Genomic DNA, 12,967 nt, shown 5'->3' with positions numbered 1-12,967 from the left:
CTCAGAGCGACTTGACGATCTCTTCGACCATCTTCTTCGCATCGCCGAACAGCATCATGTTGTTGTCCTTGTAGAACAACGTGTTGTCGATGCCGGCATAGCCCGACCCCAGCGAACGCTTCACGAAGAGCACCGTCTTCGACTTGTCGACGTCGAGAATGGGCATCCCGTAGATCGGCGAGGACGGATCATCGCGCGCGGCGGGATTGGTCACGTCGTTCGCGCCGATGACGAAGGCGACGTCGGTCTGGGCGAACTCGGAGTTGATGTCTTCGAGCTCGAAGACCTCTTCATAGGGCACCTGCGCCTCGGCGAGGAGGACGTTCATGTGGCCCGGCATACGACCCGCGACGGGGTGGATCGCATACTTCACCTCGACGCCCTCTTCCTTCAGCGTGTCGGCCATCTCGCGCAGCGCGTGCTGGGCCTGGGCGACCGCCATGCCGTAGCCCGGCACGATGACGACCTTGCCGGCATTCTTCATGATGAAGGCCGCGTCTTCGGCCGAACCCTGCTTCACGGTGCGGTCGCCGAGATCGCCGGCTGGACCCGCGCTCTCGCCGCCGAACCCGCCGAGGATCACGGAGATGAAGGAGCGGTTCATGCCCTTACACATGATGTAAGACAGGATCGCGCCCGAGGAGCCGACCAGCGCGCCGGTGATGATCAGCGCCGTGTTGCCGAGCGTGAAGCCGATGCCGGCCGCCGCCCACCCCGAATAAGAGTTCAGCATCGACACGACGACGGGCATGTCCGCCCCGCCGATCGGGATGATGATGAGCCCGCCGAGGATCAGCGCGACGATCGTGATCGCCCAGAAGAGCGACCGCTGTCCGATGACGGATTCGGTCTGCACGAAGAAGACGACGAGGACGATCAGCAGGATGAAGATCGCAAGGTTCAGAATGTGCCGCCCCGGCAGCATGATCGGCTTGCCGGACATGCGCCCGTCGAGCTTGGCGAAGGCGATCACCGAGCCGGTGAAGGTGAGCGCGCCCACCGCGACGCCGATCGACATTTCGATCAACGAGGCACCGTGAATGTGGCCTGGATGGCCGATGCCGAACGCTTCCGGCGCATAAAGCGCCCCGGCGGCGACGAACACCGCCGCGAGACCGACCAGCGAGTGGAAGGCGGCGACGAGCTGCGGCATCGCCGTCATCGGGATGCGGCGGGCGGTGATCGCGCCGATCGCGCCGCCGATCGAGATGCCGATCACGATCAGGACCCAGCCGAGCCCGTCGGGCACGCCGGCGGCGAGCGTCGTCACGACGGCGATCGCCATGCCGATCATGCCGTAATAGTTGCCCTGGCGGGAGGTTTCCGGATGCGAAAGGCCCCGGAGCGCGAGGATGAAGAGAACCCCGGAGACGAGGTAGAGGATGGCTGCGAGGTTGGCGGTCATCGCGCTCTCGATTCGTTGGCGTTGGGGGCGTTCGCAGTGAAGACGGCCGGGACGCCGTCGGCGGGCCGCATCGCCCGCATGGACTGCTCGCTCATTTCTTCTTCTTGTACATCGCCAGCATGCGCTGCGTGACGAGGAAGCCGCCGAAGATGTTCACGCTCGCCAACACGAGGGCGATGAACCCGAACACCTTCGCCCAGATCGCGCCTTCCGCCTCCATGAAGGAGACGCCGGTCGCGAGAAGGGCGCCGACGACGATCACCGAGGAGATCGCGTTGGTCACGCTCATCAGCGGCGTGTGGAGGGCGGGGGTCACCGACCACACGACATAGTAGCCGACGAAAATCGCGAGGACGAAGATCGACAGGCGGAACACGGTCGGATCGATCGCACCGCCGGTCGCTGCGGCGACGGCCTCGGCCGCGACGTCAGCCGCCTGCGCTGCGGAATCGGCGGCGCCGGTGGCCGCCTCTTGTGCATAGGCTTTCATGGTGGGTCCCTATCAGGCCGCGCTCTGGGGCTTGGCTCCGCCGAAGCGTTCGTGGACCAGCGCGCCGTCTTTGGTCAGCAGCGTCGCGGTCACGAGTTCGTCGTCCCATTTGGGCGAGAACGCCTTCGATTCCTTGTCGATGAGACAGGTGTCGATGAAGGTGAAGAGGTTCTTGGCGTAGAGCAGCGAGGCGGTGGTCGCGATGCGGCCCGGCACGTTGAGATGGCCGATGATCGTCGTCCCGCCGATGGTGACGACCTCACCCGGAACCGCGCCCTCGACATTGCCGCCGCGCTCCACCGCGAGGTCGACGATCACCGAACCCGGCGCCATCGCATTCACCATCGCGGCGTTGATCAGCTTCGGCGCAGGGCGGCCGGGGATCAGCGCCGTGGTGATGACGATATCCTGCTTGGCGATGTGGCTTGCAACGAGTTCAGCCTGCTGGCGCTTATAATCGTCGCTCATTTCCTTGGCGTAACCGCCGGCGGTCTCGGCCTGCTTGAACTCGTCGTTCTCGACCGCGATGAACTTCGCGCCGAGCGAGGCGACTTGCTCTTTCGCCGCGGGGCGCACGTCGGTCGCGCTGACGGCGGCACCGAGACGGCGGGCGGTCGCGATCGCCTGGAGGCCGGCGACGCCCGCGCCCATCACGAACACCTTCGCGGCCGGAACCGTGCCGGCGGCGGTCATCATCATCGGGAAGGCGCGGTCGAACACCTCGGCCGCGTCGATGACGGCCTGATAGCCGGCAAGGTTCGCCTGGCTCGACAGGATGTCCATCGACTGGGCGCGGGTGATGCGCGGCATCAGCTCCATCGCGACGGACGCGACACCGGCATTCGCCATCGCCCTGAGGCCGGCTTCGTCGCCATAAGGGTCGAGCGCGCCGATCACCATCGCGCCTTGTTTCATCGCGGCGAGCGTCTCGGGTGCGGGACGGCGGACGGTCAACACGATGTCGGCCCCGTTCACGGCCTCGACACCGGATGCCGCGATCGTCGCCCCGGCGTCCTGAAAGGCGCTGTCGGTGACACGCGCCTTCGCGCCGGCGCCGGTCTCGATCACGACATCGGCACCGGCATTCACATAGCGCTTCACCACGTCGGGTGTTGCGGCGACGCGCGTATCTTCCGCCTCAGCGGCTACGGCGATCTTCAAAATCGGCCCCCAATCATTGGAGAAAATTTCTTTTTAGGGTCGTCTCAAACCGGAGGCGTCAAACGAGAAAGATCAGCATTCCGAACAGGAGCAGCACGATCAGGAGGATCGTCCACTTCGAGAGCCGCAAAAAGGCCTCATACGTCCGCTGATGATCGGCAAAATCGGTCCGCGGAGCGTCGCCCGCTGCATCGGCCGTGCTGTCAATCGTGTCATGAGCCACAGTCGCCACGCCAAATCTCCCCCAGTCTGAGTCAGGTGCGTTCTAGTCGTAAGGGTGGATGCTGGCAACAAAGGCGCGGCCAATTCCATAGAGATTCAACGGTCCAGGAATTGATCGCTCCGATCAGTGTTTTCGGCCGGACGCTTTGTTGCACCGCACCCAATCTATCACAGCTTTAATCGCTGGCGTGAGGCGCGTTGTCCTTGCCCGCCCGCCGGGCGCGATCAAGCATCGCACCAGTCTCGCGCCCGCCCGAACACCGATTCGTTCGCGCGCCGCACGATTGCGCGGCTTGCGTTCGCGGCCCGTTCACGCCAGCTTGCGCCGAACGCGAACAAGGGAGTGGACGATGTCCGGATTGGCGATGCCGGCCCTCAACGAGGCAACGCTCGCACGCCGCGCCGAAATCGTGGCCGCCCTGCGGGCCATCGTTCCGGGCGAAGGCACGGTCGACGACGAGACCGGAATGCGAACCTACGAATCCGACGGGCTCACCGCCTATCGGCAGCTCCCGTTCGTCGTCGTCTTGCCAGAAACGGTCGAGCAGGTCGCCGCCGTCCTGAAATATTGTCACGAGAACGAGATCCGCGTCGTGCCGCGCGGCGCCGGAACCTCGCTCTCCGGCGGTGCCCTGCCGCTCGGCGACGCGGTCCTGTTGTCGATGATGCGCTTCAACCGCATCCTCGATATCGACTTCGCGAACCGCAGCGCGACGGTGCAGCCCGGAGTCACCAACCTTGCGATCACCCAGGCCGTCGCGCACGAAGGCTTTTATTACGCCCCCGACCCCTCCTCGCAGATCGCCTGCTCGATCGGCGGCAATGTCGCGGAGAATTCGGGCGGGGTCCATTGCCTCAAATACGGCCTCACCACCAACAATGTGCTCGGCCTCGAGATCGTCACCATCGAGGGCGAGGTGCTGCGCGTCGGGGGCAAGCATCTCGACCAGGAAGGCTATGACTGGCTCGCCTTCATGGTCGGCTCGGAAGGCCTTCTCGGTGTCGTCACCGAGGTGACGGTGCGGATCCTGCGCTCACCGGAGACGGCGCGCGCCGTCCTCGTCGGCTTCCCCGATACGGAAAATGCCGGCTCCTGCGTCGCCGCGATCATCGCCGCCGGCATCATCCCCGGCGGAATGGAGATGATGGACAAGCCCGCGATCCACGCCGCGGAGGATTTCGTCCATGCCGGTTATCCCCGCGATGTCGAAGCGCTCCTCATCGTCGAGCTCGACGGACCGCAGGTGGAGGTCGACCATCTCCTCGAGCGCGTCGAAAAGATCGCCCACCAATTCGGCGCAACCCATGTCCGCGTCTCCCAGTCGGAGGAGGAACGGGCGACGTTCTGGGCCGGGCGCAAGGCCGCCTTCCCCGCCGTCGGCCGCATCTCGCCGGACTATATGTGCATGGACGGGACGATCCCGCGCCGCGAGCTCGCGCGCGTTCTCCAGGGGATGGCCGATCTGTCGACCAAGCACGGCCTGCGGGTTGCGAACGTCTTCCACGCGGGTGACGGCAACCTTCACCCCCTCATCCTCTTCGACGCCAATCAGCCGGGCGAGCTCGAGCGGGCCGAGGCGTTCGGCGCCGATATTCTGAGGCTGTGCGTCGAAGTCGGCGGCTGCCTCACCGGCGAGCATGGCGTCGGCGTCGAAAAGCGCGACCTGATGCCGGAAATGTTCACCGAGGACGACCTCAAGCAGCAGCAGCGGGTGAAGTGCGCGTTCGATCCGCACCACCTCCTCAATCCCGGCAAGGTCTTCCCGACGCTTCACCGCTGCGCCGAGCTCGGCCGGATGCACGTTCATCACGGCAAGCTCCCCTTCCCCGACATTCCACGTTTTTGACGACGCGGTTCGGCGAGGCAAACCGGGGGCGACGGCCACCGCCGCCCCGCGAGCCGACATTTCACCGAACGCATGGGCAGCCGAATCCGGTATCAGGTTCGAAGCTGCGAGGAGAATGAACCGTTGGGCGGAACGCTGACCCCTCAGACCGAGGACGAGGTGCGCGAGGCCATCGTCTGGGCGATCAACGCAGGCGAGCCGTTCGAGGTCGTCGGCCATGGAACGAAGCGTTCCATCAGTCCGCCGACCCAGGCCGCCGCGACGCTCGACGTGTCGGGTCTCGACGGCATCGTCGCCTATGAGCCGGAAGAGCTCGTTTTGACGCTGCGGCCCGGCACCACGATGGCCGAGCTCGCGGCCGAGATGGACAAGAAGGGTCAGATGTTCGCTTTCGAGCCGCCGAACCTCGCCCCGCTTCTCGGCGCCGTGGGCGAAGCGACCTTCGGCGGCACCTTCGCCACCAACTTCGCCGGCCCGCGCCGCCTCACGGCCGGCGCGGTGCGCGACCATATGCTCGGCGTCCACGCGATCTCGGGGCGCGGCGAGGCCTTCAAGGCAGGCGGCAAGGTCGTCAAAAACGTGACGGGCTATGATCTCTCCCGCGCGCTCTGCGGCTCGTGGGGCACGCTCGCCGTCGCGACGGAGCTCACCGTCAAGGTTCTTCCCCGGCCGGAAACCGAAGTGACCCTCGTCCTCGCCGGCCTCACGGCGGATGAGGCGGTCGCGGCGATGTCGCGCGCGATGGGCTCCTCGGCGGATGTGTCGGGCGCGGCCCATCTGCCGGCGGAGGTCGCGCCGAACGGCGTGACGGGCCCGGCGACGGCGCTCCGCCTCGAAGGCTTCGGCCCGTCGGTCTCGGCGCGGCTGTCGCATCTTCAAACGATGTTCGCGGCCGCCTCCCTCTCGGTTCTCGACGAGGCGGCCTCGCGGGCGCTCTGGTCGGCCGTCAGGGACGTGACGCCCTTTGTCGGCACCGGACACGCGGTCTGGCGGATCTCGGTCGCGCCGACGGCGGGGCCTGAGGTCGCGAAGGCCGCGCCGGCCGGAAGCCGCGTGATGTTCGACTGGGCGGGCGGCCTGTTGTGGGTCGAGGCTCCGATCACGGGGGACGCGGGCGCCGCTGCGCTGCGCGGCGCGGTCGCGGCGGCGGGCGGCGGCCATGCGACGCTGATCCGCGCGCCGGCGACATTGCGCGCCGAGGTGGCGACCTTCCATCCCTCACCTGCCCCCCTCAAGGCGCTTTCCGAACGATTGCGGAACGCGTTCGATCCCCAAGCGGTTTTGAACCCAGGGCGTATGGCACGCTAAGCAGGATCCTGCGATGCTTCGACGCTCACGCAATACGGTCACGGTCCTTGTCCCGGCGATGAACGAGCGCTCAACCCGACGCCCGACCCCGGGCTCCAGCGTGCCGAATATCGGCGCCCGAGCGCACGCATCCGAGGCGGAGGCGCCGGCGAAGAAGCCCCGTAAGCGTCGCAGCGCGACCCCGTCCCAGTCGCCCGCCACGACCGCCTCGCCGGCCACTCTGCGCAAAAAGGCATCCCCGATCCCCGGCGACGCTGACACGGCACGGCCCGAAGCCGGCGCCGAGGCGCCATGGCGGGACGAGGCGAAGGACGAGATGAGGGACGGGGCGGGCCGCCGCGGCAAACGGTCGGCCTGGAACCCGTTCCGGGTGCGTCCGGGCGTCGTCAATGTGAAGCTGATCTATGCGGCTTATCTCGCGAGCCTCGCGCTGCCGCTCGTCGCGATCCTCGGCGCCGTCTTCGCCCATCAGGCACGGCGCGCGCATCCGGCGGCGTGGCTCGAAACGCATTATACCTACCAGGTCCGAACCTTCTGGATCGGCTTTGCGGCCAATATCGTCGCAAGCGTTCTCGCCCTTGTCGGTATCGGCCTCCTCCTCTATCCGCTGATCGCGGTTTGGGTGGTGGCACGATCGGTCAAGGGCCTGATCAATGTCGCGCAAAGGCTGGAGATCGAGGACCCGTACGGGTTCTTCATCTAGACGGCGCGCGCCGTCTCAGTCCAAGCGGAAACAGAAACTGGAACAACAATACGTTCCGCAACAGCGTCGAAACCATGCAGACACATTTCACAGCCGAGCAGCTCGCCGATCCGCACATCAAGACGTGTGACCAGGTGCTACGCGCCTGTGTTCATTGCGGCTTCTGCACGGCGACGTGCCCCACTTTCGTCCTCCTCGGCGACGAGAGGGACAGTCCGCGCGGGCGCATCTATCTCATCAAGGACATGCTGGAGAAGAACCGGCCGGCGACGGAGGCGGACGTGCGCCATGTCGACCGCTGCCTGTCCTGCCTCGCCTGCATGACGACCTGCCCGTCGGGTGTTCATTATATGCACCTCGTCGACCATGCGCGGGACCATATCGAGGCGACCTACAAGCGACCCTTCACCGATCGCTTGCTGCGCATCATGCTCGCCAAGATCCTGCCCTACCCGGATCGCTTCCGCACCGCGCTGGCGATGGCGCGCTTCACCCGGCCGCTCGCCCGCCTCTTCTTGCCGAATCCGGCGCGCCCGCACGCCGAGGCCGCCGGCAACAGCCGGGTCGACAACGAAAACCGTTCTTTGAAGGGCCTCGCCGCGCCGGCGGTCGTCAACAGCGCGCGCACGGTGGCCCCGATCCCGAGCATCTTCACCCGCCTGTCGGCGATGCTGTCCCTCGCCCCGGCCGAGATGCCCAAAAAGGCGACGCCCAAGCGCGGCGCCTATCCGGCGATCGGCAAGCGGCGCAAGCGCGTCGCGCTGCTGACCGGCTGCGCCCAGAGCGTCCTCGCCCCGTCGATCAACGAGGCGACGATCCGCCTTCTCAACCGGGCCGGCGTCGAGGTGGTGCTCCCCGAGGGTGAAGGCTGCTGCGGCGCTCTCGTCCACCATATGGGACGCGAGGACGACGCGCTCGCCGCCGCCCGCGCCAATATCGACGCCTGGTGGACCGTCAAAGAAGACGGTGGGCTCGACGCGATCGCCATCACCGCGTCCGGCTGCGGGACGACCGTGAAGGATTACGGCTTCATGCTGCGGACCGACCCGATCTATGCCGCGAAGGCGAAGGCGCTGTCGGCGATCACCAAGGACATCACCGAAGTCCTCGGCGATCTCGATCTCGGCGCGCCGGTGCGCACGCCCGAAGCGCCGATCGCCTATCACAGCGCCTGCTCGATGCAGCACGGGCAGAAGATCACCCGCCTGCCCAAGGCGCTCCTCACCGCCGCCGGCTTCACCGTGAAGGACGTGCCGGAAGGACATCTGTGCTGCGGCTCGGCCGGCACCTACAACATCATGCAGCCCGAGATCGCCGCGCGCCTGCGCGAGCGCAAGCTCGCCAATATCGAGACGACCGGCGCCACGCTCGTCGCGACCGGGAATATCGGCTGCATGACCCAGCTCGGCAGCGAGACGCGCCCCGTCGTCCACACGATCGAGCTGCTCGACTGGGCCCATGGCGGCCCGGCGCCCGAGGCAGCCGCCGGTGTGCTCAGCGAGGCCCCGAAGGCCGTCCTGGCCTGAGCCTCCGCCCGTAGTCCGGCCCGCCCACGCTCCGAGACCGGCAAAATCGCCGGCGACGCCTTCCGCCTCCGCCGACCATTCCCCGCGGCGGGCCACGCGGTGACGCTCGCCGTGCGCGGGGCGAGGCGGCGCACCATCCCCATTTTGCCGCGCGCCGTGCAATCCGCCCCGGCGATGCGCTAAAGAAGAATGCCAATCCGTAGGGGGCTCCCGAGTGACCGATCTGACTTCCGATAGCGCCGCCAATCTCGCCGCCGCGCCGCTGGCGCGCGCCTATCTGACGGGCGATGCCGATCCCGTCGCCGTGACCGAGGTGCTGCTCGACCGCATCGCCGCCTCGGAGGGATCGGCGGTCTTCCTCGCCGTCACCGGAGAGCGCGCGCTGCGCGAGGCCGAAGCCGCCCGAGCCCGCTACAAAGACGGCCGCCCCGCCTCCCCGCTCGACGGCGTCCCCGTCGCCTGGAAGGATCTGTTCGACATGGCGGGCGAGGTGACGACCGCCGGCTCGGAGCTTTTGCGCCATGCCGCCCCGGCCGAGACCGACGCCCCCGTCGTCGCCCAGCTCGCAGCCGCCGGAATGGTCGCGCTCGGCAAGACCAATCTCACCGAGTTCGCCTATTCCGGCCTCGGCCTCAATCCGCATTATGGCACCTGCCCCAACCCGCATGACGACGTGACGCCGCGTGCGCCGGGCGGATCGTCGTCCGGCTCCGCGGTCGCCGTCGCGGCCGGGCTCTCAACGACCGCGATCGGCTCCGACACCGGCGGCTCGGTGCGCGTGCCGGCCGCCTTCAACGGCGTCGTCGGCGCGAAGTCGACCGTCGGCCGCATCGACAAAAGGGGCGTCACCCCCCTCTCTTATTCGCTGGACAGTGTCGGCCCCCTCGCCCGCACCGTCGAGGATTGCGTCCTCCTCGACGCCGCGATGCGCGGGGTCGCGCCGACGATCGCACGCGCCGACATCGCGGGCCTCCACCTCGTGATCTCCGAAACCCTCTTCCTCGACGATTGCGAGCCGGCTGTGATCGACGCCTTCGAGGCCGCGATCAAACGGCTCGAGCGCGCCGGGGCGAAGGTCTCGACCCGTGTCGTGCCGGAACTCGGCGAAGCCGCGCGCATCATGGCCGATTACGGCACCGTGACCGCGGTCGAGGCCTACGACTATCACCGCGATCGCGTCGAGGGGGCGGACGTCGAAGAGATGGACGGCCGCGTCGTCGCGCGCATCCTGCGCGGCAAGCAGATGAGCGCGCACGATCTTCTGACCGTCATGCGGGCGAGCGTCAGCCTCGCGAAGAGCCTCAAGACCTCGCTCGAGGGCGCGCTCCTCGTCGGGCCGACCGTGCCGCATGTCGCACCGGAGATCGCCCCGCTCGACGCCGACCCGAACCTCTTCAACACGGTCAACCTCAAGTCGCTGCGCAACACGATGGTCGGCAACTTCCTCGACCTTCCGGGCGTCGCGATGCCAATGTCGAGCCCCTCGCCGCTGCCGGTCTCCTTCCTCGTCTCGGCCAATGCCGGAGAGGACGAGACGGTGCTTGCCGCCGCGCTGGCCATGGAAGGCATTCTCCGCAGCGCCTGACGCGGCGGCGCGCGCACAAAAAAAGGGCCTGCCGTCATGGACGGCAGGCCCTTCTTGTTTGTGCGGTGACCCGGCCTACTCGATGTTGGCGAGGTCGTCCTGGTCGAGACCGGCGATCTCGTCATCGGTCGACAGGAGCGGCGTGATCCGGCGGATCGCGACCCGGCGATTGACCTGGCTCGGCCCGTCGGTCTGCTCCTTCAGATACTGCTCGCCGAAGCCCTGCGAGACGAGATTCTCCGGCGGGATCTCGAAATACTCGGTCAGGATCGTCGCGACCGATTCGGCCCGGCGATCGGAGAGTTCGAGGTTGTAGAGATCCGCGCCGACCGCATCGGTGTGACCCTCGATGAGGAACACTTCCTGCGGGTTGTCGGCGACGGCCTCCTCGATCGCCGCGCCGATGACTTCGAGCGTGTCGATCTGTTCGTAAGGCACCTCGGCCGAATCCATGGCGAAGGTGATCGTGTCGATATCGACGCGGGGCATGTAGTCCCGCAGGTTCTCATTGAAGAGCACCTGGTTCAGCGTATAGGAGCGGTCGAGCTGGGCGACCGGCTCGGCCGTCACCGCCTGATAGACCTGCTCGACCGGCGCACGCGACGGCTCCACGATGTACTCGTTGCGCGGAATGTTCACCGTGACCGGACGGACGTCGACGATGACGTCCTGATTGCCGCCCCACCATTGCGGCATGTTGTTGAACAGGGTGACGATCCCGACGCCCGGCGTCTCGCGATAGCGGCGGATCGGCAAGCCATAGCTGTCGCTGATCGTGACGACGCGCACGCCGTTCGGACGGACGACGACGGTTTCGGTCCAACCATTGTTGAAGCCGTAGACGTCATAGCGATCGGCCCGCCAGCGGAAGCGGTTCGGGTGCGCGTTCACGATGAACGGACGCCCATAATCGCGGTAGACGACGCGGTCACGGCCACGACGCACGATGTCGGCGTCGTCGAAGAACCGCCAGTCGCGACGATCCCACCGGCCACCATCACGGTAACGGTCGGCCTCGCGGCGCTCCCAATCCCGCACGCGCTCATACCGGTTGCGATCGCGCTCGCGGCGACGCTCGGCGACCTGCTGGTCACGGCGGAACTCGCGGCGGAGCTCCTGGCGACGGTTGCGCAGCTCGTCGGCGCGGCGCTCGGACCGGCGGTTGGCCTCGCGGAGATCTTCCGCACGGGCACGCTGGACCTCACGGCGACGCTCCAGGCGGATTTCACGCTGGCGCTCGTCCTGACGCGCGTCGCGGCGGGCTTCGCGGCGCTCATCACGCAGCGCATCGAGCCGACGCTGTTCGCGGTTGGCCTCGCGCTGGTCGTTACGATCGCGCTGGTCGTTACGATCACGCTGGCGATCGGCCTGACGCTCGCGCTGACGGTCCTCGCGGATCGCTTCGCGGCGACGCTCCCGCTCGTCCTGGCCGGCGCCCTGGCGATTGTCACGCTCGCGCGTGGCACGGCGCTCTTCGCGCAGCTCGTCGAGACGACGACGCTGGCGCTCTTCCTGAACGGCGTTCTGTCGATCGCTCCGGTTCAGCTCCTGGCGACGCTCTGCGCGCTCGGCCTGGACGGCCTCCTGGCGACGCTGCCGCTCGGCCTGCACGGCCTCCTGGCGCTCACGCTGCCGCTCATTCTGCTGCGCGTCCTGGCGCTGGCGCTGGCGCTCGGCCTGACGCTCTTCCTGCCGCTGGCGCTGACGCTCGGCCTGACGCTCGTTCTGCTGCGCCTCTTGGCGTTGACGCTGACGCTCAGCCTGGCGCTCGTTCTGCTGCGCCTCCTGCCGCTGGCGCTGACGCTCAGCCTGGCGCTCGTTCTGCTGCGCCTCTTGACGCTGGCGCTGACGCTGACGCTCAGCCTGGCGCTCGTTCTGCTGCGCCTCTTGGCGTTGACGCTGACGCTCGGCCTGCTGTGCCTCTTGACGCTGACGCTGCCGCTCGGCCTGCTGCGCCTCCTGGCGCTGACGCTGCCGCTCGGCCTGCTGCGCCTCCTGGCGCTGACGCTGCCGATCGGCCTGCTGAGCCTCTTGCCGCTGACGCTGCCGCTCGGCTTGCTGCGCCTCTTGCCGCTGGCGCTGCCGATCGGCCTGCTGCGCCTCTTGCCGCTGGCGCTGCCGATCGGCCTGCTGCGCCTCTTGACGCTGACGCTGCCGCTCAGCCTGCTGCGCCTCTTGGCGCTGACGCTGGCGGTCGGCCTGCTGCGCCTCTTGGCGTTGGCGCTGAACCTCGGCCTGTCGCGCCCGCTGCTGCTGCTGGCGCTCCTGCTGGCGTTCGGCCTGACGCTGACGCTGCTGCTCGTTGGGTTGTCCTTGATTGGCGCGCTGTTCCTGCCGCTGCTCGCGCCTTTCCTGGCGCTGCTGTTGCCGCTGTTCGCGGATCTGTTCGCGTCGCTGCTTGCGTTCCTCGGAATTGTCTTGGACCAAGGTGACGCCTGGGGCCGCGATCGTCGCGACCTCCGGGCCCACATAGCGCGCGGACGCCGGGATGGCCGTCGTGGCCATTAATCCCGCCAGCGCGCATGTCACCACATGACGCATTTGCCCATCCTTTCGCATTGCACAAAGTGCTCTTTAGTCGCCACGTTCTGTATGCTTCCTGAATGGGCCGCTCAGATTGCATTCACCCCGGTGAACCGCGTCTTGCGCTGCCACACCGCGGTAGAGTTTCAGATGCCGAGACGTCCACGTTCGTCATGAACACAGAAGGAGACTTACCA

The 12,967-nt window shown here is 67.4% G+C and carries 11 protein-coding genes; 6 read left to right on the top strand and 5 right to left on the bottom strand.

All coding sequences use genetic code 11. The features are described 5' to 3' along the window. Nucleotide 1: 1 nt before the first annotated feature. The 4 genes from L1787_RS12755 to L1787_RS26080 form a co-directional block, all read right to left on the bottom strand. The gene (locus tag L1787_RS12755) at nt 2–1,405 is read right to left on the bottom strand and encodes an NAD(P)(+) transhydrogenase (Re/Si-specific) subunit beta (protein ID WP_235709246.1); all 1,404 of its coding nucleotides are present in this window, start codon (nt 1,403–1,405) and stop codon (nt 2–4) included. Nucleotides 1,406–1,496: 91 nt separating this feature from the next. Continuing rightward, nucleotides 1,497–1,895, bottom strand: coding sequence for a proton-translocating transhydrogenase family protein (locus L1787_RS12750; RefSeq protein WP_235709245.1), 399 nt, complete (start codon nt 1,893–1,895; stop codon nt 1,497–1,499). Between the two features lie 12 nt (nt 1,896–1,907). Then, nucleotides 1,908–3,056 carry a Re/Si-specific NAD(P)(+) transhydrogenase subunit alpha gene (locus L1787_RS12745; protein ID WP_235709244.1) on the bottom strand — a complete coding sequence of 383 codons (1,149 nt, stop codon included), beginning with the start codon at nt 3,054–3,056 and terminating at the stop codon, nt 1,908–1,910. Between the two features lie 58 nt (nt 3,057–3,114). Beyond that, complete coding sequence (locus L1787_RS26080; RefSeq protein WP_235709243.1) at nt 3,115–3,288, bottom strand: aa3-type cytochrome c oxidase subunit IV; 174 nt, start codon at nt 3,286–3,288, stop codon at nt 3,115–3,117. A 340-nt stretch (nt 3,289–3,628) separates the two neighbouring features. Between L1787_RS26080 and L1787_RS12735 the strand changes: the two genes are divergently transcribed. From L1787_RS12735 to L1787_RS12715, 5 genes are all read left to right on the top strand, one after another. Further along, nucleotides 3,629–5,125, top strand: coding sequence for an FAD-linked oxidase C-terminal domain-containing protein (locus tag L1787_RS12735; RefSeq protein WP_235709242.1), 1,497 nt, complete (start codon nt 3,629–3,631; stop codon nt 5,123–5,125). A 123-nt stretch (nt 5,126–5,248) separates the two neighbouring features. Further along, entirely contained in the window at nt 5,249–6,433 is a 1,185-nt protein-coding gene (gene glcE, locus L1787_RS12730; protein ID WP_235709241.1) for a glycolate oxidase subunit GlcE, read from the top strand. A 100-nt stretch (nt 6,434–6,533) separates the two neighbouring features. Continuing rightward, entirely contained in the window at nt 6,534–7,136 is a 603-nt protein-coding gene (locus tag L1787_RS12725; protein ID WP_235709240.1) for a DUF4870 family protein, read from the top strand. Between the two features lie 74 nt (nt 7,137–7,210). Continuing rightward, nucleotides 7,211–8,662, top strand: coding sequence for a heterodisulfide reductase-related iron-sulfur binding cluster (locus L1787_RS12720; protein ID WP_235709239.1), 1,452 nt, complete (start codon nt 7,211–7,213; stop codon nt 8,660–8,662). Between the two features lie 214 nt (nt 8,663–8,876). Next, entirely contained in the window at nt 8,877–10,247 is a 1,371-nt protein-coding gene (locus L1787_RS12715) for an amidase (protein WP_235709238.1), read from the top strand. A 75-nt stretch (nt 10,248–10,322) separates the two neighbouring features. On the opposite strand, the gene L1787_RS12710 is transcribed toward L1787_RS12715, so the two are convergent. Beyond that, nucleotides 10,323–11,138 (bottom strand): OmpA family protein, encoded by an 816-nt coding sequence (locus L1787_RS12710; protein ID WP_235709237.1) that lies wholly within the window; start codon nt 11,136–11,138, stop codon nt 10,323–10,325. Between L1787_RS12710 and L1787_RS12705 the strand changes: the two genes are divergently transcribed. Next, complete coding sequence (locus L1787_RS12705; RefSeq protein ID WP_235709236.1) at nt 11,127–12,755, top strand: hypothetical protein; 1,629 nt, start codon at nt 11,127–11,129, stop codon at nt 12,753–12,755. The genes L1787_RS12710 and L1787_RS12705 overlap by 12 nt on opposite strands. Nucleotides 12,756–12,967: the final 212 nt, after the last annotated feature.

Source organism: Acuticoccus kalidii (assembly GCF_021556395.1).
Lineage (GTDB): Bacteria > Pseudomonadota > Alphaproteobacteria > Rhizobiales > Amorphaceae > Acuticoccus > Acuticoccus kalidii.
Note: the sequence above shows the minus strand (reverse complement) of the source record. Positions and strands in the feature narration are given on the sequence as shown.

Coding starts and splice junctions, on each gene's coding strand:
- L1787_RS12755 (WP_235709246.1), bottom strand. CDS start 1,405: ATGACCGCCAACCTCGCAGCCATCCTCTACCTCGTCTCCGGGGTTCTC.
- L1787_RS12750 (WP_235709245.1), bottom strand. CDS start 1,895: ATGAAAGCCTATGCACAAGAGGCGGCCACCGGCGCCGCCGATTCCGCA.
- L1787_RS12735 (WP_235709242.1), top strand. CDS start 3,629: ATGTCCGGATTGGCGATGCCGGCCCTCAACGAGGCAACGCTCGCACGC.
- L1787_RS12720 (WP_235709239.1), top strand. CDS start 7,211: ATGCAGACACATTTCACAGCCGAGCAGCTCGCCGATCCGCACATCAAG.